The organism is Pseudarthrobacter sp. NamE5, from assembly GCF_005796225.1.
In the GTDB taxonomy this organism is placed as follows: domain Bacteria; phylum Actinomycetota; class Actinomycetes; order Actinomycetales; family Micrococcaceae; genus Arthrobacter.
Genome location: NZ_VAHO01000009.1, coordinates 1 through 21488, shown reverse-complemented (window position 1 = coordinate 21488; position 21488 = coordinate 1). Strand labels below are relative to the sequence as shown.

General features: G+C 64.7%; 19 protein-coding genes. 6 read left to right on the top strand and 13 right to left on the bottom strand.

All coding sequences use genetic code 11. The features are described 5' to 3' along the window. Positions 1 to 11 precede the first annotated feature (11 nt). On the bottom strand, positions 12 to 386 hold the full coding sequence (locus FDW84_RS11925; RefSeq protein WP_138609725.1) for a DUF7793 family protein: 375 nt from the start codon (positions 384 to 386) through the stop codon (positions 12 to 14). A gap of 129 nt (positions 387 to 515) precedes the next feature. Between FDW84_RS11925 and FDW84_RS11920 the strand changes: the two genes are divergently transcribed. Both FDW84_RS11920 and FDW84_RS11915 read left to right on the top strand, forming a co-directional pair. Further along, entirely contained in the window at positions 516 to 725 is a 210-nt protein-coding gene (locus FDW84_RS11920) for a hypothetical protein (RefSeq protein ID WP_138609723.1), read from the top strand. Between the two features lie 53 nt (positions 726 to 778). Continuing rightward, positions 779 to 1843 (top strand): spore photoproduct lyase family protein, encoded by a 1065-nt coding sequence (locus FDW84_RS11915; protein ID WP_138609720.1) that lies wholly within the window; start codon positions 779 to 781, stop codon positions 1841 to 1843. A 25-nt stretch (positions 1844 to 1868) separates the two neighbouring features. On the opposite strand, the gene FDW84_RS11910 is transcribed toward FDW84_RS11915, so the two are convergent. The 6 genes from FDW84_RS11910 to FDW84_RS11885 form a co-directional block, all read right to left on the bottom strand. After that, positions 1869 to 2513 carry a DUF1961 family protein gene (locus tag FDW84_RS11910; RefSeq protein ID WP_240721487.1) on the bottom strand — a complete coding sequence of 215 codons (645 nt, stop codon included), beginning with the start codon at positions 2511 to 2513 and terminating at the stop codon, positions 1869 to 1871. Positions 2514 to 2540: 27 nt separating this feature from the next. Next, on the bottom strand, positions 2541 to 3233 hold the full coding sequence (locus tag FDW84_RS11905; RefSeq protein ID WP_138609715.1) for a rhamnogalacturonan acetylesterase: 693 nt from the start codon (positions 3231 to 3233) through the stop codon (positions 2541 to 2543). Positions 3234 to 3253: 20 nt separating this feature from the next. Then, on the bottom strand, positions 3254 to 4126 hold the full coding sequence (locus tag FDW84_RS11900; protein WP_138609713.1) for a carbohydrate ABC transporter permease: 873 nt from the start codon (positions 4124 to 4126) through the stop codon (positions 3254 to 3256). A gap of 2 nt (positions 4127 to 4128) precedes the next feature. After that, the gene (locus tag FDW84_RS11895; protein ID WP_138609711.1) at positions 4129 to 5103 is read right to left on the bottom strand and encodes an ABC transporter permease; all 975 of its coding nucleotides are present in this window, start codon (positions 5101 to 5103) and stop codon (positions 4129 to 4131) included. Then, positions 5104 to 6633, bottom strand: coding sequence for an extracellular solute-binding protein (locus FDW84_RS11890; RefSeq protein ID WP_138609709.1), 1530 nt, complete (start codon positions 6631 to 6633; stop codon positions 5104 to 5106). Positions 6634 to 6782: 149 nt separating this feature from the next. Continuing rightward, positions 6783 to 7451, bottom strand: coding sequence for a YesL family protein (locus tag FDW84_RS11885; protein ID WP_138609708.1), 669 nt, complete (start codon positions 7449 to 7451; stop codon positions 6783 to 6785). Positions 7452 to 7691: 240 nt separating this feature from the next. Between FDW84_RS11885 and FDW84_RS11880 the strand changes: the two genes are divergently transcribed. Further along, the gene (locus tag FDW84_RS11880) at positions 7692 to 8942 is read left to right on the top strand and encodes a Gfo/Idh/MocA family protein (protein ID WP_138609706.1); all 1251 of its coding nucleotides are present in this window, start codon (positions 7692 to 7694) and stop codon (positions 8940 to 8942) included. Next, on the top strand, positions 8942 to 12340 hold the full coding sequence (locus tag FDW84_RS11875) for a family 78 glycoside hydrolase catalytic domain (protein WP_138609704.1): 3399 nt from the start codon (positions 8942 to 8944) through the stop codon (positions 12338 to 12340). The genes FDW84_RS11880 and FDW84_RS11875 overlap by 1 nt, the downstream gene beginning before the upstream one ends. Before the next feature lie 33 nt (positions 12341 to 12373). Here FDW84_RS11875 and FDW84_RS11870 read toward each other — a convergent pair whose 3' ends face one another. The 6 genes from FDW84_RS11870 to FDW84_RS11845 all read right to left on the bottom strand — a co-directional run bounded on the left by FDW84_RS11870 (position 12374) and on the right by FDW84_RS11845 (position 18940). Then, positions 12374 to 13663 carry an ABC transporter substrate-binding protein gene (locus tag FDW84_RS11870; protein WP_138609702.1) on the bottom strand — a complete coding sequence of 430 codons (1290 nt, stop codon included), beginning with the start codon at positions 13661 to 13663 and terminating at the stop codon, positions 12374 to 12376. An 87-nt stretch (positions 13664 to 13750) separates the two neighbouring features. Further along, the gene (locus tag FDW84_RS11865) at positions 13751 to 15022 is read right to left on the bottom strand and encodes an MFS transporter (protein ID WP_138609700.1); all 1272 of its coding nucleotides are present in this window, start codon (positions 15020 to 15022) and stop codon (positions 13751 to 13753) included. Positions 15023 to 15100: 78 nt separating this feature from the next. Beyond that, a complete protein-coding gene (locus FDW84_RS11860) occupies positions 15101 to 15730 on the bottom strand; it encodes a Poxvirus protein I5 (RefSeq protein WP_138609698.1) in 630 nt (209 codons plus the stop codon). 19 nt (positions 15731 to 15749) lie between these two features. Further along, positions 15750 to 16667: a carbohydrate ABC transporter permease gene (locus FDW84_RS11855; protein ID WP_138609696.1), complete on the bottom strand. Its 918-nt coding sequence runs from the start codon at positions 16665 to 16667 to the stop codon at positions 15750 to 15752. Next, positions 16664 to 17617, bottom strand: a complete 954-nt coding sequence (locus FDW84_RS11850) for a carbohydrate ABC transporter permease (protein WP_138609694.1) — start codon at positions 17615 to 17617, stop codon at positions 16664 to 16666. Before FDW84_RS11850 ends, FDW84_RS11855 begins: the two co-directional genes overlap by 4 nt. Before the next feature lie 33 nt (positions 17618 to 17650). Then, entirely contained in the window at positions 17651 to 18940 is a 1290-nt protein-coding gene (locus FDW84_RS11845; protein WP_138609692.1) for an ABC transporter substrate-binding protein, read from the bottom strand. 175 nt (positions 18941 to 19115) lie between these two features. On the opposite strand from FDW84_RS11845, the gene FDW84_RS11840 reads away from it, so the two are divergent. Beyond that, positions 19116 to 21131 (top strand): beta-galactosidase, encoded by a 2016-nt coding sequence (locus FDW84_RS11840; protein WP_138609690.1) that lies wholly within the window; start codon positions 19116 to 19118, stop codon positions 21129 to 21131. A gap of 175 nt (positions 21132 to 21306) precedes the next feature. Continuing rightward, on the top strand, positions 21307 to 21488 hold a 182-nt coding region (locus tag FDW84_RS11835), incomplete at its 3' end, for a hypothetical protein (RefSeq protein ID WP_138609688.1).

Below are 21488 nucleotides of genomic sequence, written 5' to 3'. Positions count from 1 at the left end.
CGGCCCGGTGGCTACCCCGCCTGCTGCAGCCACTTCATGGACTCGGTCCGCGAAGTGAAGAAGCGGGTGGGGCAGGGCGGGATGTGCACGCCCAGGAAAAAGTTGGCGATGATCCGGTCCACCGGGCTGGCGCCCAGCAGTGCGATCCGGTTAGCGGCGCAGGGGATGGAAAAGACGGAACGGGCAGCCCTGGTGACGTCCTCGGTGGTGGCCATGTCCACCAGCATGGGGTAGGTCTCCTCCCCCGCAATCCGGTTAACCGCCGCCATGGCCGCCTGCGCGTCTTCGAGTTCTATGCGGACCTTGGGTTCCCAAATCAGGTGGATGATGCCGTCGGAGCGCAGCTCCACGGTACCCTTGCCGCCGTCGACAGTTTCCGGTGCCAAACCCTGCCTCCCTTCCTTATTCCCTTGTTCAGACTCTGGACCTCCTGATTCTCCTCCCTTGCCGCAGCTGGGGCGAATCCTTCGGCTACTGCTCTTGTGGGGGGCCGGTAGCAGAAGCAAGGATTGGTTATGGATGACCTGCGGCATACTGCCCAACACCTGCTGCAGCGCAAAGACCGTGGCTTGATCGACTTGTGGATCCTGTACTGGAACCATGGCGGACGCTGCCACCCCTTTGAATTCGACGCCTTCGTCCATCACATGCTGCCCGTGCAGTGGTTCGATATGGAAGCCCTTGCCGAGGCTGTTGAGGAACTGGCGCTGGAGAGCATGGCCTGACGCCTTCGGCTTAACCAGCCCCGGATCTTCCCGCGTCTTGGAAGAATAAAGGTATGGAATTCAACCGGCTGCTGCAGATCCGCCGCATCTATGCACAGCCTGCCGCATTGGAGCTCGCCCGGGGTAAGGAAATCGTTGAACGATGGCCGGACGCCGACATCGAGCTTGTTGACAACCACTGGAACATTCCGGCGGTGCACGGCGATGAGACGAACGTCCCCCGCTGGTCCCGGATCAAGACAGAGGCGCTGGTCCTCGGCGTCAAGAAGGCACTGACCGTCAAGCCGAACGGCCGGTCCGCAGACTTCATCGCCCCCTCCACCGCGAACGGCTGCGCCATGGCATGCGCCTACTGCTACGTGCCCCGGCACAAGGGGTACAGCAACCCGGTCACGGTGTTCGCGAACATCGACCAGATTGCCGGGGCGCTTGAGCGGCACGTTACCCGCCAGGGCATCAAGCTGGAGCCCAACCAGTGCGATCCTGAACTGTGGGTCTACGACATCGGCGAGAACAGTGACTGCTCCGTTGACGCCCTCATCAGCGACAACGTGGAGGACCTCGTTACCCTCTTCCGCGACCTGCCCACCGCCAAGCTGTCGTTTGCAACGAAGTACGTGAACCCGGCAATGCTCACGTGGGACCACGGTGGCCACACCAGGATCCGTTTCTCCCTCATGCCCGCCGATCTGGCGAAATCGATCGACGTCCGGACCTCCCCGGTGGCCGAGCGCCTGGCCGCCATCAACGACTTCGTCGACGCCGGGTACGAGGTGCACGTGAACTTTTCTCCCGTCATCATCACAGACACCTGGCTCAGCGACTGGGAGGAACTGCTGCGCCAGCTCGATGCCACGCTGACTCCCGCAGCAAAAGCCCAGCTCGCGGCGGAAGTAATTTTCCTGACCCACAATGAGCGCCTTCACGAGGTCAACCTGGGGTGGCATCCGCAGGCCGAGAACGTGCTGTGGCGTCCGGACCTCCAGGAATCAAAGGTTTCATCCAACGGCTTCACCAACGTCCGCTACCGCTCGGGAACCAAAGCCCGCTACATCCGCCAGCTGACCGGTCTTATGGAGAAAATCACGCCTTACTGCCGCATCCGCTACGCGTTCTGAACAGCATCAAACCCTGTCAGTGCAGCTAGAGCTTCTCCACCACCAGGTTCCGGTAGGCGGCCCGGAGCGGGGCCATCTGCCGGAAGCCGAGATAGCCGCCGCCCAGCACCTTGCCTGAACGATCCTGCCAGTCAAAGAGCGGGAGCCCGTTGATCGAGAAAGCCACCCGCGGCCCGTCCTTCACCACCTCCAGGCGGTAGAAGTCCAGCGCATCCTCGGCCGGCGGCAGCGGATCGGCGCCCTGGGCCACCAGTTCGAAGCCTGCACTTTTCCGCAGGTTGCAGGTCCGGAAGGCCCGCTCGGACTCGTATTTGTGCCGGAAGTAGGACACATGCAGGGCGTCGATGTCCCCGGTGTGGTACTGCGGGTAGTAACCCGTACGCGGCGCCAGGGCGGGTGAAAACAGGTCGAGTCCGCGGTGTCCGCGGGCGGCGAAAAACAGCATGGCCAAGCCCGGTTCCTCCACGGGAAGGAACTCCCAGCTGATCCGGACGCCGTCCGGGAACTCCACGGGGCACCAGAAGGTCCAGTGGGCCTGGTCGCCGAATTCCGCGTCGTCCAGCGCACCTGCGAGTTCAAGCGCACCCGCGTGGCGGCCCAGGCTCAGCGGCCCTTCGGCCACCCACCCTGCCACGTCTCCTGGCCCGGCGAGCGCATTTTGGTAAAGCACTTTCGTCTCCATGCCCGCCGTTGCCACTTAGCCGCGTCCCGCCGTCGTACTTAACACGCTGGCAGGCACCAGCCTCAGCTCCTGAAGCTCCGCTGCAACGTGCTCGGCCACCAGCGCCGCACCCTGCTGCGAAAAGTGCGTGTTGTCGGTAAGTCCGTCCGGCCAGTGGGCATGTTCCCCAGGCTGGAAATGGCAAAACAGCACCTTGGAGTCCTCCCGCCCCAGCCGAAGGTACAGCGCGCGGGTCCACCCGTTCAGGTCGATGACGGGCAGGCCCAGCTCGAGACCGATTTCCCGGACCACCTCCGGATAGTCCTCCAGGCTCTGTTCCAAGGCAGCAGTGCCCGACGGCGCCACGTCCAGGAAGTGCCGCCGCTCCACGGAGGTGCACAGGACAGGCAGCGCTCCCCGGCTCTCCACCTCACGCACCATGGCCCGGAGGTTCGCCGCATACCCGGTCCGGGCGGCAAGATGCTGCTTCTTCTGGTCGTTGTGGCCGAACTGGATCAGCACCAGGTCGCCCTCCCCGGCCTCTGCCAGCAGCGCCTCCCACAGCCCTTCATCCCGGAAGGATTCCGTGCTGGCCCCGCCCTTGGCGAAGTTGTGCACGGCGGCACGGGTGTAGAGGTGCGGTGCAAGCTGGGCTCCCCACCCGCTCATGGGGTACTCGTGGGTGGGGCAGGTGGCCACGGTGGAATCTCCGGCAAGCAGAATTTTCATGGTGTTCTTTCTGGTGAAGGTCACCCCTTTACCGAGCCGATAAGCATGCCTTTGGCGAAGTGCTTTTGCAGGAAGGGGTAGAAGATGAGGATGGGCAGGGTGGCAACCACGATGACGGCGAACTTGATGCCCTGCTCCGGCGGTATGTAGGTGGGGTCCACGTTGCCGGTGCCCAGGAGATCGGAGGCTGCGGTGACCTGGCGCAGGTACATCTGCAGGGTCCACTTGGAGTTGTCGCTGAGGTAGAGAAGCGGTGACATGAAGTCGTTCCAGATGCCCACGGCGTAGAACAGCGCGAAGGTGGCCAGCACGGGCTTGGAGAGCGGCAGCAGGATCCGCCAGAGGATGCCGATCTCGGTGGCACCGTCCATCTTGGCCGATTCCTCCAGCTCCGCGGGGAGTTCCTGGAAGAAGTTCTTGATGATGATCAGGCTGAACGGGTTGATCGCGGCCGGCAAGATGAGGGCCCAGTACGAGTTCAGCAGGCCCAGGTCCTTCACCAGCAGGAAGGTGGGGATCATGCCGCCGGAAAACACCATGGCGAAGACCACCAGGGACAGGATGACCTGCCGGCCGCGGAGGGTCTTCTTGGCCAGCGGATACGCCATGGTGACGGTCAGTGCCAGCTGGACCAGGGTGCCCACGGCGGTCACCAGGATGGTGGTGACCAGGGCCCTGATGAAGGCAGGGGTGGAGAAGATGTATTCGTAGGCGCTGAGGGTGAACTGCTCGGGCCAGACGAAGAAGGCGCGCCGGGTGATTTCCGCTTCGTTGGCGAAGGAGCCCGCCATCACGTAGATGAACGGCAGCAGGGTGACGATCCCGATCAAGGACAGGAAGACGTAGTTCGCGGCGTCGAAGATCCGCCCGCCGGTGGTGTTGTGGATTTTCATGGCTAGAACAGTCCGCTCTGGTTGAATCGCTTGGCCAGGGCGTTGGTGCCAAAGATCAGCACGATGCCCACCACGGCCTTGAACAGGCCCACTGCGGTGGAATAGCTGTAGGCGCCCTGGGTGATGCCGACGAAGTACACATAGGTGTCAAAGACGTCGGCCACGGACCGGTTCAGCGCGTTGGTCATCAGGTAGATCTGTTCGAACCCGGTGTTGAGCATCTGCCCGATGGCCAGGATCAGCATCACGATGATGGTGGAGCGGATGCCGGGAAGGGTGATGTGCCAGACCCTGCGGAACCGGCCGGCGCCGTCAATGATTGCGGCCTCGTACTGGTCCTGGTCCACCGTGGCGAGCGCAGCCAGGAAGATAATGGTGCCCCAGCCGGTGTTCTTCCAGATTTCCTGCAGCACAATGAGCGTCCGGAACCAGTTGGGATCGCTCAGGAAGTCGGTGTTGGTGCCCATGACCGAGTTCAGGAACAGGAACAGCGGGCCGAAGTCCAGGGCGAACAGCAGGAAGCTCAGGGACGCCACGATGGTCCAGGACAGGAAGTGCGGGATGTACACCAGGGTCTGGACGGTGCGTTTGAGGATGCTCAGCCGGACCTCGTTCAGCAGCAGCGCCAGGACGATGGTCAGCGGAAACGCTATGCCCAGGTTGAGGAACGCCAGGATCAAGGTGTTGCCCAGGAGCCGGGGGAAATCCGGGTTGGAAAAGAAGTCCTGGAAGTGCTGCAAGCCCACCCACGGGCTGCCGTTGATGCCCAGGAACGGCACGTAGTCCTTGAAGGCGATGCTCACCCCGTACATCGGGGCATAGCGGAACACCGCGAAATACACCACCCCGGGCAGCAGCAGCAGGTACAGCCACTTGTAGTGCGCGAAGTGGACGGAGAAACCGCCCCGCTTCCGGGAAGCGGACGCTGTGGACGGCGCCCGCTCCCCGGCCCGGGTGTCAATGACAGGAATTGCCATTTACTTGTTGTCCTGCCAGAGCTGGTTGATCTCTTCCTTGACCTTGTCGCCGCCGCTGGTGTTCCAGAGCTTGATGGCATCCTTCAGGCCCTGCTCATCGATTTGCCCGGCGAGGTACTTGATGCGGGCGTCGGCCACGATGTTGTCCAGCTGGGCGCCCTTGGCCACATAGGTGGCGGAGACGTAGGGAGCGGCCGGGTTGTAGACCGCGCTCTTGAGGTCCTCTGCCATGACTTCAGTGCGCTTGTCGAAGACCTGCTGCTCGTAGTCCGTAGGCTGCTTGACCGGGTAAAATTCGTTGCCCTTCACGTTCATGCCCAGCTGGGCGTAGCTCTTGATGTCCGTGGTGACGGCCTTGCCTTCTTCGGTTTCGGGCTTGATGGTGGCGGCCTTGCCGTCCTCAACCGTGAAGTTCACGCCCTCGATCCCGTTGTTGACCAGGATGGCGGCGTCCTTGCCGTTCATGGTGTTCAGCACTTCCAGCACCTTTTCCAGCTCGGCCTCGGTGCGGACGCTGGCCTTGGGTATGGCGAGGAAGCCCGAGTAGCCGTCCGTGGGGTGGGCGTGGAGTTCACCGTCGGGTCCTTTCAGGTTGCCCACGAAGCCCACCTTGTTCTCGAAGTTGTTCGGGTCCGCCTGCTTAAAGAGGTTCACCAGCACGCTCACGCGGGAATCGACGTCGACAATGATGCCGCCCTTGCCGTTGAAGAACGGTTCGTTCCACTTGGTGCCGTCGAAGGTGGCGAAGTCAGGGTTGATGAGCTTCTCGTCCACCATCTTCTTGACGAAGCGGTTGGCTTCGAGGAATTCCTCGGTTTCGAAGCTCGGGATCAGCTTCCCGTCCTTCTCGGTCCAGCGGTTTCCGGCGCCGTACCAGGTCTCGATGAAGTCGTAGGGGCTGTTGGTTCCCAGCGCGCCCCACTTGGGGATGGTGATGCCCCAGGTGTCGTTCTGGCCATTGCCGTCCGGGTCCTGCTCCGTGAAGGCCTTGGCTAACTTGTACAGGTCCTCGGTGGTCTTAGGCGCCTCAAGCCCCAGCTTGTCCAGCCAGTCCTGGCGGAACATTACGGCTGCGCGCATCGGGGCACGGCCTCGGTAGACGCCGTAGACCTTGCCGTTGATGCTGGCATTTTCCTGGATCTCCGGGAATGTGGTTTTGAGGTTCGGGTAGTCGTCCAATTTGTCCGTCAGGTCCCAAAAGGCACCTGCTTCAGCGTTCTTGACGAACCCGGGAGTCTTGCCCTGGATCACCATGATGTGCGGTATCTCCGACGAGGCCAGGGTGATGTTGGTCTTGTCCTCATAGGACGCGTTGGGGGTCCAGGAGATGTTGATGTCCTTGCCTGTCAGCTCTTCCAGCTTTTTCTGGACAGCACCGTCAGCAGTTGGCGGCTGGGCTTCCAGGAAGGGCGCCATGATGGACACCGTGGTGAGGTCAGCCGCCGGGGCCTCACCCCCGCTGCAGGCCGTGAGGGACAGTGCGGTGGCGGTCACGACGGCGGCAGCCAGGGAGAATTTTCTACGGAGCATGGTTTTCCTTTTCCACTTCTTCGGGGTTGTTTCGGGCAAATTGGGGTTGCTTTTGATACGTTTCATTACGACGCCGGCAGGGCACCTTCGGGGGTACAGGCAGGCCGACAGCGCCTTCCGGACAAAGGAGCGGCGCGGGGCGACCCAGGTCAGGCCACGGAGGCCACCGGGAGCGCGCGCTCCGCTGCCGGGACTTCTGCTGCCGCGACGAATTCATCATTGGCACTGAAGAACCTGTCGCACAGCCAGCCCGTGCCATAAAGCCAGGCGCCGATGCTGAAGAACGGGATCAGTCCGGGGACGGTGCTGCTCGCATGGAACACTGCGGCTGTAATGAACAGCAGGATGACAGTTCCGGCGAGGTGGCGAAACGCGAAGCGGGACGAGAGGAACAGGTACTGGCCCAGGGGCAGCTCGTACCGGGCGTACATCGGGAAGAGGTAGCAGCTGGCACCGGCCAGGAGGATGGCCACGGCAAGGATTCCCACCGCCATCAGCTGTGGAAACAGGCCGTCGGAGGTTGAAAAGAAGTTCCAGTTCATGGCCAACACCACGGCGACAGCCATCACCGGCAGGGCAAGGGCGTTGGCCCTGCCGAAGTTCCCGAAGAACTGGGAGGCGAAGCTCCGGGCCAATGGTGCCGCCTCGCCCCGCGCACGCTTCCGCACGGCAATGTGGGCAGCCGCCGTCGCCGGACCCGCACCGAGGACGCCAAGGCCAATCACGGTGAAAAAAATCCACAGCAGGTTCAGGCAGGCGATCCAGAGGAGGGTGTCAAAGAACGAGTAGGCCCGGGCGCTGAATGTTCCAGACAGCATGGCGCTGCTCCCTTCATTTCTCCATCGTTGCAGAGGCGAAGGCGGAAGTGGTCCGCGTCACGCCGGTAATCGGTTTCTCGAAATCTAGACCTACTTCGGCGGCAAGGTCAAGCTGTTTTTTGAATCGTTACACAGGTGGACTGGCGCAAGCGCCATGGCGCACAATGTTGTTTGGAAAGCGTTTGCTGGCGACGGCGATGCCGGTGGAATGCGTGCCCCGAAGGGGCGGAATGGAGAACCATGGGAATGCCGACTGGCACCCACAGCCCGGACGCCCCCGCGGGGACTCCCCCAACTTCGGCTGAAGCAGACGCTGCCTCCGGAGCCCCCCACAGCGCTCCCGCCCGCGTCGCCCTGGTGGGCGTGCACGGCTTCGGCACCCACCACCTGCGCAACCTCGCACGCCTCCAGGCTGCAGGCGCCCTCGAACTCGTCGCTGTAGCTGATCCGCAACCGCCGGCACCCGGCTCCGTGCCGGCGTCGGCCCAGGTTTTCCCGGGGCTGGACGAACTGTTGTCCGCCACCGGAGCGCTGGACCTGATCATCGTGGCAACCCCCATCCAGACGCATGCCCCGCTGGCGCTGGCCGCCCTGGACGCCGGGGTAGACCTGTACCTGGAAAAGCCCCCCGTCGCCTCCCTGGCGGACTTTAACCGGCTTTGTGATGCCGCTGCATCATCGGGCAGGAGCGTCCAGATCGGCTTCCAGAGCCTCGGCTCGCACGCCCTGCAGGGGATCGCAGACCTGCTGTCCGCCGGCACCATCGGCACGCTCGAGGGCATCTCGGCAACGGGGCGCTGGGTCCGGGACAGGGCTTATTACAAGCGCTCACGCTGGGCCGGAAAACGCAGCATCGGCGGTGTTGATGTGGTGGACGGCGTGGCCACCAACCCCCTGGCGCATGCAGTGGCCACGGCCCTGAGGATTGCGGGGGCCAGGACCACAGCCGATGTCTCCTCGGTGGAGACGGAGCTGTACCGCGCCAACGACATCGAATCCGATGACACATCGGTGATCCGCATCCGCACGTCCACCGGGTTGCCTATCACCTGCGCCTTGACCATCTGCGCAGCGGAGGCCGTGGAGCCGTACGTCACCCTCCACGGTTCTGCCGGAACGGCCGTTTTCCACTACACCGAGGACCGCCTCACCGTGACCACGGCGTCAGGCACGTCAGAGAAGACTTACGGCCGCGATGACCTAACGGAGAACCTGCTGGCACACCGCAGCGCAGGCGCCCCGCTGATCAGCCCCCTCCTGGACAGCGGCGCCTTCATGCTGGTGCTGGAAGCCGTGCGGACCGCGCCGCTGCCGGCACCCATCGGCGACGCGTACGTCCGGTGGGAGGGGGAAGGGGAAGCAGCCCACGCCGTCGTGGTGGACATCGAGGCCGCCCTGGAACAGGCTGGCCGCAGGCACCTCACCTTCAGTGAACTGGGCCTGCCCTGGGCCACTTCTGCCCCTTCCGCCTGCAGCGTGCCCGCCTTCTGATGCGGCCGCAGCGAGCAAAGGCGCCCGCCACCGCGCCCGCCGCGGGCCCAAGCCAGGAGCAGGGGCAGCTGCACGCAGTCGGCCTCCTGACGGACGGCCTCGCCGAATGCCTGACCTCGTCCCCGCACCCCACCTTCACCTGGCAGCTTGCCCAGCCGGAGGAGGCGGACCCGGCACGCGCCGTGCAGACCGGCTACGAGATCGCGCTGGAGGACGCCCAGGGCACGAAGTTCTGGAGCTCCGGGCCGGTTTCCTCCCCTGCCCGGCGCGGCATCCCCTACGACGGGCCGGCACTCGAGGACGACGCGGACTACGCGTGGCGCGTGCGGGTCCGTGATGCGGCGGGAATCCCCGGGGATTGGTCTTGCCCGCAGCCGTTCAGCACCGGCCTTGGAGATGCGGAGTGGCGGGCCGGCTGGATCCGGCGCGCCCCCGGCGGCCGCTCACCCCTGGAAGTCCTGAACCAGGCACTGCGGGTTGCCGGCTCGCCTTTCCTGCCGGCCCCCTGCCCGCCGGTCCGCAGCTTCCGGCTCGAAGCCCGCGTCCGGCCGGTCATGGGCTGGGCCGGGCTGATCCTGCGGAGCACCGGCCCGGGAACTGGGCTGCTGCTGGAACTCAACACTGAAGGCGAGGTGGTCCTCCGGCAGGTCCCGGAGTGGGAAATTCCCACCCCGGGGGTTCCCGAAACCGCCGTACTGGCGAAGGCCCAGGCGTTCCGGACGCATGACATCCACCAGGCCCGGCTGCCAGGCAAGGACCTGGTGGCCGGTTCCTGGCAGAACCTGGTGGTCTCCGACGACGGCGCCACGATCACCGTCTCATTGGACGGCGCGGAACTGCTGGCGGTGCAGGAGCCTCAAGCGTCGGCCGCCCCTGGCAGGTTTGCGCTTCACCAGGGACCACGCAGCCAGGCGGAGTACGCGTCCCTGCGTATCACCGGCACCTGCGATCCCGCCGGCACTGACGCCGTCCTCCTGGACCACCGCTTTGACGCGTCCGAGGAGCACGCACGCGCCTGCCTGGCCCATTGGGCCTCCACCACAGCGCACCGGCAGCCGGATGAATGGACGCTGTTCCGGACCAGCGTGGAGCTGAAGGGCATGGTACGCCGGGCCCGGCTGTTCGTAGCCGCGAACCATCACGCCCAGCTGTCCCTGGCCGAAACCCACTGCCTCAGCACCACGTCCTTCGGCTACCCCGGCGAGGGCTATTACGACGCCGCTGACGTCACCGCCCTCCTTGCCGCGCAGCCGTTGGACACTCCGGTTCCGTTGACGGCGCTGCTCCACTGGTACGGCCCCGGGCAGGGCCGGGCGGCAGGCCTCCCTGGCCTCCTGGTCCATCTGAGCGTGCATTACACCGACGGCCGCCGTGAAGTATTTGGCTCCGGGGCGGACTGGTCAGCGGGCGAGGCGCCGTACCGGCAGTCCGGCTACCGCAACGACGAAGGCGATCCCGTGGAGCACCTGGACGGGCAGGCCGCCGCGGCCCTTGCCGCCGCGCTGTCTTCCGCCATGGATGACATGCCGGCAGCTATCAGCTACGGCAGCCACCCCACGCTGGAGTTCCCACGGGTGCACCCCCGCCGCACTTTTATCGCTGATGAATTCGTGGCGCCCAAGGCGTTCCTGACGGCCGATGACGGGACCTTGGTGGCGGATTTCGGCCAGGTTCTTCCCGGGCGGCCCGAGGTGGACTTCCTTGACGGCGTGCCGGGCCGCACCCTGATGATCCGGGCCGGGTACGGCCTGCGGCCGGACGGACGGGTGGACGCCGGAAAGACGGCAAGCCAGAACACGGACATGTCCTTTCCGTACACGCAGGCGGCAGGACCGCAGCAGTTCCGGGCCAGCGTCCACCTGGGATTCCGTTACCTCGAGCTTCCCTTTGTGCAGGCAGCGGACCTCTCCAAGGTGGGCGCTGTGGTGGTTCACGGCCGGCACCCGGGCGAGGGAAGTTTCAGCAGTTCCGATGCCACGCTGGATGCGGTGTTCAAGCTGCTGCGCGACTCGGCTCTGTACGGCGTCCAGGAACAGTTTGTGGACACGCCCACGCGTGAGAAGGGCCAGTTCCTGGCAGACGCCGTAAACATCTCCTATGCCACCATGTCCCTCTTCGGGGAACACGCGTACACGGCCCAGGCATTACGCGAGTTCGGCTGGTCCGCCGTCCGCTACTGGACCACCGGCGAGGACAAGGGCCGCTACAACGCCGTCTACCCCAATGGTGACGGCAAACGGGATATACCGGACTTCTCGCTCATGATCCCGGAGTGGATCGAGGAATACCACCTGCGCACCGGGGACCTTGCCCTGGTCCGGGAACTGCTGCCGCACCTGTGCAGCACAGCCGACTATGCCCTGCGGTACATTCCGGCAGAGGGCCCGACGGCGGGACTGGTCACCACGCTGGGTGGCGGCTCCGGCCCCTATCTCCACGGCATTGTGGACTGGCCGGAACCCGGCCGGTTCGGCTACGACATGGAGTGCGCCGCCAAGACCACTGTCAACGTGCAGGCCTACTCCGCGCTGATGGCCACGGCACGGCTTTGCGGCCTGGCGGGCGAAGAGGAGGCCGCCATCCGCTATGCCTCCTCGGCCCGGCAGCTGGCGGACACCATCCGCACCCGCCTGCGCGTCGACGGGGTCATGGTGGACGGGCTGCATGCCGACGGCACCCCCAGTGCCCACGCGTCGCAGCACGCCACGTCCTTCCCGCTGTCGCTGGGCATCACGGCCCCGGACCTGGCCTTTGTGGATGCCCGGCGGATCGCTGCCATGGGGATGCAGCAGGGACCGCTGACTGTGCACCGGCTGGTCCGTGCGCTGTTGTCCCAAGGGCTCACGGATGCCGTCCTGGACCTCCTGACGAACAAGGACCAGCCCGGGTGGGCGCGGCTCCTGGAACGCGGCGCCACCTTCACCTGGGAAGCCTGGGACCTGGTGGAGGGGACCGACTACAGCCAGTCCCATGCCTGGTCTGCTTCAGTGGTCAAAGAGATCTTCGAACACCTGTTAGGCGTCCGTTACACGTCCGCCGCAGGCGCCGAACTGCTGATAGAGCCCCCCGTGTGCCGGCTGGAGCATGCGCGCGGCAGCGTTCCCGCGGCCAGCGGCTGCGTGGAGGCGAGCTGGCAACGGGAAGGCGGGCTGATGCGGCTGGAGTGCACCATCCCGCCCGGCGTCACCGCCGTGGTCCGCCTGCCCGCCGGCAGCTACGCCGTCGCTTCCGGGCGTGAGGGCCCGACGGCGGATGCCGCCGTCGTACCTCCTGCCCGCGAAAGTGCCGGAACAGCCCGCCTTAGCCCCGGCGGCGAAACGGCAGCAGGTGGGGAAAAAGTGGACTTCCGCGTCCACCCCGGGACCTGGACCTTCACCCCCAGGCCCGTCCCCGCTTAGCCTGCCGTCCCCGGCGTGCGTGGGACCAGTAGGTCAGAGAAGGGCACTCTTGGCCTCTTCGATCGCCTTCTTGGCGGCCTCCTGCGGCGACAGCCGGCTGAAGTGCACTTCCAGCGAGTAGCGGGTCAACGCTTCCACGGCGGCGCTTGAGCCGGCAGGGGGAACCGGCACCGCGTTACCCAGTTCGTCCGAGATTTCGTCAATGAACTTCGCCGTCTTCGCGTCTGCCGGGGACAGTTTGGACGCCACCGCTTCGCGGATCTCGGAGTTGGCGGGGATGCCGCGGTCCGCCAGGCTGATCTCGCCGGCAGCCGGATTGTTGGTGACGAAGTCGATGAACTTCTGGGCCTCAACCGGATGCTTGGTGCGGGAACTCGCAGACCAGAACATGGACGACTTGTAGAACTGCTGGGCTTCTGAGGCCTTGCCCTCCACACTTGGCGGGCGCCTGATCTCCAGGTCCTGGCCGGAGGCCTTGCTCAGGGCCCCCAACTGGTTGGACCAGTACATGTTCATGGCGAACTTGTTGGTGGACAGGCCCTGCTGGTCGATGGATGCGTTGGCGTCCTCGGTGATCACCGAGGCTGGAGGAACCGCCTTTGAGTCCCGCATCGCAGCCTGGTACTCGTACCACTCCGCCAGGTCAGCTTCCTCGAAGCCCAGCCCGTCCGAGGTGAACAGCGATTTGCCGTGCTGGCGGAACCACAGGTTTGCGGCGGCGTCGCTGTTGACCTGTCCGATTCCGTAGACACCCTCCGGGCTGGCCTTGGTGATGGCGGCCGCAGTGCTGTTGAGGTCGTCCCAGGTCCAGGACTCGTCGTCGGGCAAAGTCACGCCGCTGGCGGAGACCAGCGCGGGGTTGGCGAGCACCACCATGGCGTTCACGCCGCTGGTGACCGCGTACTGCTTTCCGTCCACTTTGCCCGAATCCGCTACTGGCTGGTCGAACTTGGAAAGGTCCACGTCCGTCAGCTCCAGCAGGGCGCCGCGGCCGGAGTACTCGCCCAGGTAGGCGGCGTCCATCTGGATGACGTCGGGGGCGTCCTGCGATGCCACCTGGGTCGCCAGCTTGTCCCAGTAGCCACTCCAGTCGCCGTACTCCCCCTCAATGTTGATGTTCGGGTTTTCCGCCTCAAAGGCTGCGATCAATTTCTCCGTCAGCTTGTGGCGGGTATCCGATCCCCACCAGCTGAACCGCAGCGTCACCGGCCCGTCCGACGCGGTTTCCGGGGAACTGCTTCCGCAGCCGGTAAGAACCAGTGAAAGGGCGACTGCCGTGGCGGCGGCTTTAGGCAACAGGGTTTTTTGGGCGCTAAACATCATTGTTTGTCCTTTGGCGCGGGTTTGCTGAGACCTAATAGAAACCGGTTTCCACAGCGTAGGTGTGACTCAGCACACACGTCAAGGGTGCTAACTTATGGCTGCAAGGGTGCGGCGGCGGCCGTGCCACCACAGCAGCAGGCCGATGACCAGGGCCGAGAGCATGCCCAGCCCGCCCGTGACCACCAGCCCTGCGCGCACGCCAAACTGTTCCGTAAGCCAGCCTGCCAGCAGTCCACCCAGCGCGTGCCCGCCCAGCAGCAGGGGAAGGTACAGGGCCATCACACGGCCGCGGATCTCCGGGCCGGCTTCGAGCTGCACGGCGGTGGCCGCGCTCGTGAGGAAAAGGAGGGTCATCAGGCCCACCACCACCAGCATGGCCACGAACAGCACCAGGTTCGGCATCAGCGCCGCGACGAGCTGGGACAGGCCGAAGAGGGCGGCAGCGGCCACGATGCCTTTGCGCCCCATATTCTTGAGGCGGGCGGCGAGGAGTGCGCCGGCCAGGGCGCCCACCGCGCTGACGGTATTGAACAGGCCAAAGCCCTCAACGCCGTTGTGCCACACGCGCTCGGCGAAGGCCGCCAGGACCACGGGCCCGTTCATGCCGAAGGCGCCGAGGAGTCCAGCCAGCAGGATGATGAGCAGCAGCCGCGGCCTGTCGCGCACATAGCTGAAACCGGCCAGCAGCTGCCCGCGCCCCCGTCCGGCGGGGGCACTGGGGTGCAGCTCGGCCGGCCGGATCGCGGCGATCATGCTCAGCACCAGCAGGCACAGGAATGAGTTTGCGGCAAAGGCGGCGGCCGATCCTGCCTGGGCGATGACCACTCCAGCCACCGCCGGACCCGCCATCGCGCCCAGCTGTCCAATGGCGTTGTTCAGGCCTATGGCGGGCCGGAGGGCTGCGTCACCCACTACCTCGTTGACGAAGACCTGGGTTGCGGGCTGGTTGATGGCTGACGTTACGCCCAGTGCAACGCAACTGGCATAAACGGCCCAAACGGTGATGGTTCCGCTTGCGGCCCAGGCGGCGAGACCAATCGCCAGGAGGGCAATGACGGCCTGGCAGGCGAGCATGATGCGGCGCTTGGGGAACATGTCCACGAGCAGGCCGCTGAGCGGACCCACAATCAGCATCGGGAGGAACTGCAGTGCTACGGCGACGCCCACCGCCGCAGGGCTGCCGGTGAGCTGCAGCACCAGCCAGTCCTGGGCCAGGCGCTGCATCCACACCCCCACGCTGCCGGTGAACACCATTGCCAGGAAAATCCGGTAGTTGCGCTGTGTCAGGGGCTGATACCAGGTGGGCTGGTTTTTTGGCTTGTGGAGGGACTGCTGGGAACGCTGGCGGTCGGAAGACACGTGGGACTCAACTCGGTAGTGGCGGGCAGCACCAGACGATTACATGGCGCCGGTGGTACCTCGGACGCTTTTGGTGTGTCAGGAGCGGGTGGAGCGCATCTTGACTGCCGCTGCCGCGAGGATGAGGGTGCCGGGGACCACTACGAAGAGGGCGACGAGCATCCAGACGAACACCACAGCCCCGAACAGTGCGGCCGCGAGCAGGAGCGAACCGGTCCAATCCTTCACTGACAGCGCCTGCCCCGTCTCCAGGGCGGAGCGCCAGGTTGCTCTTGCATCGGCCGTAACGCCGGTGAGGACAGACCAGGCAGAGGAGGTCCGCAGCAGGAGAATGGCCCCGCAGGCGGCGAGGATCAAGGTGGACGGCAGCACTATCTCCCGGCCGGGAAGCTGCCCTGCCCATGCGAGCAAAAGGTTCAGGACAATCACGACGGCGGCCGCCGCCGTCGCGAGTCCAAGCTTCCAGCTGCCGGGCAGCGCAGCCTTGAAGAGGCCCCAGAGGCCGCGGACGGAATCATCCCGGCCGGAAAGGTGCCGTTCCAGATGTGTGATCCCCGCCGCATACGCGGCGGGGATCGTCACCAGCGGAAGGGACAGCACCAGCACCAGCACCCCGGCCAGGAGAGTCTCAGAGAACAGCGCGAAACGGTTCACCGGGACGGGTTCGTGGTGGTTGGGGGCGGGTGTGGTGCTGTCCATGACGGTCATATTCTGTCTCGCTCTTCCGTTAGCCCTTGAGGCCCTGGGTGGAAACGCCTTCAACAATGTACCGCTGGAAGATCAGGAAGAAGATCAGCACCGGCAGCAAAGCCAGGACCGACATCGCGATCATCGCGCCGTAGTCCGAGGACTGGGTCTGGTCCACGAAGAGCCGCAGGGCCAGCGGCAGCGGGTACTTGTCCGGGGTGTTCAGGTACAGCAGCGGGCCCAGGAAGTCGTTCCAGCTCCAGATGAAGGAGAAGATCGAGGTGGAGATCAGGGCCGGCTTCATCAGCGGCAGCATGATGGACCCGAAGATGCGGGCATGTCCGGCGCCGTCGATCCGTGCCGCCTCGTCCAGTTCCGCGGGCAGGCCGCGCATGAACTGGACCATGAGGAACACGAAGAACGCGTCAGCGGCCAGGAACTTGCCGATCAGCAGCGGGATGTAGGTATCCACCAGGCCCAGCTGCTGGAACACGATGTACTGCGGAATGATCACCACGTGGAACGGCAGGAGCAGGGTGGCGATCATCATGCCGAAAAACAGCCCGCGGCCAGGAAAATTGATCCTTGCGAACGCGTAGGCCGAGACGGACGCGGAGAGGACGGTGCCCACCACCGCGCCGATGGCCAGGACCAGCGAGTTGGTGAAGAACTGCAGAGTGGACACCCCCCCGATGCCCTCCATGGCGGTGACGAAGTTGTCCATGCTGAAGTTGCTGGACCACAGCGAGGTGTTCGCGCCGCCGATCTCCGAGTTCGGCTTGAACGCCGAGGCGATCATCCACAGGCCCGGGTACAGGACCACGGCGGTCAGTGCCAGGGCCACCATGTGGAAGAAGGTGCTCTTGGCGCGCTTGGCCCCTGCCGATTCGGACTTGGGGTTGTAGTGCGGCGCCGGCGCGTCCGGTGCAGACTGGGTGGGGGTTGCCATTGTTGTCATCGTGAATCACCGCTGTAGTGGACCCAGGACTTGGACGTGCGGAAGAAGATCAGGGTGATGATTCCCACCACGATCACCAGCAGCCAGGCCATGGCCGAGGCGTAGCCCATCCGGAAATCGCTGAAGCCCCGCAGGTACAGGTAGAGGGTGTAGAAGAGAGTGGAGCCGGCCGGGCCGCCTTCACCGTTCGAGATGATGTAGGCCGAGGCGAAGATCTGGAACGCGTGGATCGTTTCCATCAGCAGGTTGAAGAAGATCACCGGCGAAAGCATGGGCCAGGTGATGTTGAAGAACTTCCGCACCGGGCCGGCACCGTCCATGGACGCCGCTTCGTAGAGCTCGTTGGGGATTTGCTTGAGGCCGGCGAGGAAGATCACCATCGGGGCGCCGAACTGCCATACCGTCAGGAGGATGAACATCGGCATGGTCATGGCCGGGTTGCCCACCCAGCCGCCCAGGTTGATCCCGAAGATGGACAGGCCCTGGTCCACGGGACCGTTATCGCCGAACATGGCCTTCCACACGATCGCGATCGACACCGAGGCGCCGATCAGGGACGGTGCGTAGAACGCGGACCGGTAGAAACCCTGCCCGCGCCGTTTGCTGTTGAGCAGCATCGCCACGGCCAGTGCGGCTGCGAGCTTCAGCGGGGTGCCGAAAATTACGTAGTTCACGGTCACGCCTACCGACTGCAGGAACCGCTCGTCCTGGAACAGGGTGGTGTAGTTGTCGAAGCCGATCCATTTGGGCGCCTCGAACAGGTTGTAGTTGGTGAAGGACAGGTAGAGCGAGGAAATCATGGGCCCAACAGTGAGGGCAATGAATCCCAGCAGCCAGGGCAGCAGGAAGGTGTAGCCGGCGCGGGCATCCGCCCCGCTCCGCTTCGACTTGCGAAGCGGAGCCGGGGCGGACGTCGTCGAACGCCTGCTCAGTGTTGGGCTTTGAGTCACGAGTTCAATCCGTCAGTCTTGGGCGCCTGGAATTTAGGCGTTCTGCTTGATGAGGTCTTCGGCTTCCTTGAACCAGGCATCCGTGGCGGCGTTGATGTCCAGCTTGCCGTAGTTCAGGTCCGAGGCGATGCGCTTGAAGGAGGCCTCCAGGGTGCCGAAGCCGACGATGGGCGGCTCGGGTGCGTCCTTGAGGTACTGCTCGATGGACTTCTCGTAGTCCACCACGAGCTTGTCGGTACCCTCGAAGGTGGTGCCGTCGCGCTGGGTCTTGGAGGCCGGTACGCCACGGGAGGTCTTGAAGATCTGTCCCACCTCGGGGTCATTGACCATGAAGTCGATGAAGCGGGCGGCAGCGTCCTTGTACTGCGTCTTGGCGCTGGCCACCATCAGCATCGACGGTTTCAGGAACAGGCCCAGGTTGTCCGGATCGTCGGAGGGAACCGGAACCAGCTTGAGCTCCTTGGCGCCGCTGTCGGCGAGGTAGCCGGCCATGAAGTTATCCCAGGTGACTTCGGTGGCGGTGACGTTGGAACCGAACGGCGACTTGGGCGCCAGCTGGGTGACGCGCTCTTCAGAGATGATGGCCGGGGTGCCGCGCAGGGCCGCCGTCTGGTTCCACCACTTCTTCAGGTCATCCTTGGTGAAGCCGAGCTTGCCGTCCTCGGTAAAGGCCTCGATGTTGTTCTGGCGCAGCCAGATGTTGAACATCCACCAGACGCCGGTGTAATCGGTGCCGCCGAAGAGGGCACCATTGCTCTTGGTGCCTACCTCCGTCAGGAAAGCGTTGTACTCGTCATAGGTCCACTTGCCGGTCGGCTCGGCGATGCCGAGTGAGGCCAGCTTGGCGGGGTCGTAGTAGACCGCGAACGCGTTGGTGCTGGTGGGGATGCCGTAGGTCTTGCCCTTGATCTGGCCCGACGGCAGGAGGGATTTCTCGAACGCATCGGTGTTGATGTTGACGGTGCCCAGGTCCAGGAGCTGGTTGCGCTGGCCGTAGTCGCGCAGGTAGGAGAGGTCCCACTGCATGACGTCCGGCAGACCGCCGCCGGCTGCTTCGGTGGCGCGCTTCTGCCAGTAGCCGGCGAAGTCGGTGAAGTTGCCATTGACCTTGACGTCCGGGTTCTTGGACTCGAACAGCGCAATGGCCTTGCGGGTACGCTCGGCGCGGTCGTCATTGCCCCACCAGGTGTAGTTGATGGTGACGGGGTTTTCAGCGGAACCGGTCTTCCCGGCGCTGCTGGATCCGGTTCCGCACGCCGCCAGGGCTGCGGCAGATGCGGTGCCGACTGCGACGGTGGTGAGGAAATGCCTTCTGTTGATCACGGGAGCCTCCTTGCTCAATGTGTGCAATCCCTTTTCTCTTCTACAACGCGAGTAGTGAGCTGGCTTACACGGCTTCTGAAACGATACAATATCCCCATTCGTGCAAATGGGCAAGCGTTTTCCAATCACCTGGTTTTCGGTTCGCCACCATCGTCCCAGCAGACAAAGGAGTCCCATGACCAAGCAGGCAAGCTCCATCCCGGCCAGCGTTTGGAACAACATCGAGGGCATCGCGTTCGGCGGTGACTACAACCCGGAGCAATGGCCCGTAAGCGTGAGGCTGGAGGACCTGGAGCTGATGCAGGAAGCAGGTGTGAACTTCCTCAGTGTCGGCATCTTCTCCTGGGCGCTCCTGGAGCCTGCTGAGGGACAGTACGACTTCGGCTGGCTCGACGAGGTCATGGACAACCTCCACAGCATCGGCGTCAAGGTAGCCCTGGCCACGGCAACTGCGGCCCCGCCCGCCTGGCTGGTGCGCAAGCACCCGGAGATCCTGCCCGTCACTGCTGACGGGACCGTGCTGGGACCGGGCTCGCGGCGGCACTACACGCCGTCGTCGGCCGTCTACCGGCGGTACGCAAAGGGCATTACCCGGATGCTGGCGGAACGGTACAAGGACCACCCGGCACTGGCCCTGTGGCACGTGGACAACGAACTGGGCTGCCACGTCTCCGAGTTCTACGGAGAGGAGGATGCTGCCGCTTTCCGCGAGTGGCTGGAGCGCCGATACGGGAATACTGACGCGCTCAACGCATCCTGGGGCACGGCCTTCTGGTCCCAGAACTACGGCTCCTTCGAGGAGATCCTCCCGCCCGGCGTTGCCCCGTCCACCCTCAACCCGGGCCAGCAGCTGGACTTCCAGCGCTTCAACTCCTGGCTTCTGATGGACTACTACCGCGAGCTCGTTGCAGTTCTGCGCGAAGTTACCCCGGCTGTCCCCTGCACCACTAACCTGATGGCCTCCAGCGCCACTAAAGCCATGGACTACTTCAGCTGGGCTAAAGACCTGGATGTCATCGCCAACGACCACTACCTCGTGGCCGCAGACCCCGAACGCCACGTCGAGCTCGCGTTCAGCGCGGACCTAACCCGTGGCATCGCGGGAGGCGACCCGTGGATCCTGATGGAACATTCGACGTCGGCCGTCAACTGGCAGCCGCGCAACCAGCCCAAGATGCCCGGCGAAATGCTGCGCAACTCGCTGGCCCATGTGGGCCGCGGCGCGGACGCCGTGATGTTCTTCCAATGGCGGCAGAGCTTCGCCGGTTCCGAGAAGTTCCACTCAGCGATGGTGCCGCATGGCGGACGGTTGACCCGGGTGTGGCGCGAAGTGGTGGACCTGGGGGCCGCGCTGAAGCTTCTGGAGCCGGTGCGGGGCTCGCGGGTGGAATCCCGGGTGGCCATCGTGTTCGACCACGAGGCGTGGTGGGCCAGTGAGATCGACTCCAAGCCGAGCATCGACGTGCGCTACCTGGACCTCCTGCGGGCCTTCCACCGCTCGCTGTTCCTGCGGGGTGTCTCCGTGGATATGGTCCACCCCTCCGCCACCCTGGAGGGCTACGACCTTGTCCTCGTCTGCACGCTCTACTCCGTCACGGATGAAGCTGCGGCAAACATTGCTGCCGCGGCTGCCGCCGGCGCCACCGTACTGATCACCTACTTCAGCGGCATCGTCGACGAGAAGGACCACGTGCGGCTTGGCGGCTACCCGGGCGCGTTCCGCGAACTCCTGGGGGTGCGGGTCGAGGAATTCCATCCCCTGTTGGCCGGCTCGCAGCTGAAGCTCAGTGACGGAACCGTTTCCTCCATCTGGAGCGAGCACGTCCACCTCGACGGTGCTGAAACCCTGCAGACATTCACCGAGTACCCTCTGGAAGGCGTGCCGTCCCTGACCCGACGTCCCGTGGGGAGCGGGGCCGCGTGGTACCTAGCGACGTTCCCCGATTCGAACGGTATCGAGTCAGTTGTGGACCAGCTCCTTGGTGAGTCCGGCGTTGCCCCTGTTGCTGTGGCAGATCCCGGTGTGGAGCTGACCCGCCGCCGCCTGGCCGACGGGCGGAACTTCCTGTTCGCCATCAACCACAACCGCTCTGACTCTTCCGTCCAGGCCGCCGGGACCGACCTGCTCTCCGGGGAGCGGTTTAACGGCACGGTTCCTGCTGGCGGAGTCGCGGTAATCGAAGAAGACTGACGCCTGCCTCGGTGGCGCCGCTGCTCGCTCTTTTGGCTGGGCGGCGGCGCCTCCCCTGCCTGCCTGGAGGACGACGGCGGCGCCTCCTTGGCATTGTGCAGGCGCCTTGGTTGCCGTTATCCACATAGCGTCGGTGGCGCCGGTTTTTCTCTGGCTCTGCTGGAAGACTTTGTGTATGGAGACGTTTGGGGAAGCGGTGGCGGCAGCTGTGGACTGGGGTGATGAGGTCCGTCCGGTTGCCGGTGTCCGTGCTGTTGTCGGCGCCGCGCTCGTGGAGGATCTGCCTTCTGTTGCCGGGGTCCCTTCGGTGGCTGGGGTTCTTGGGATGCTCGATTCTGTGCCTGTGGCGCCGGACGC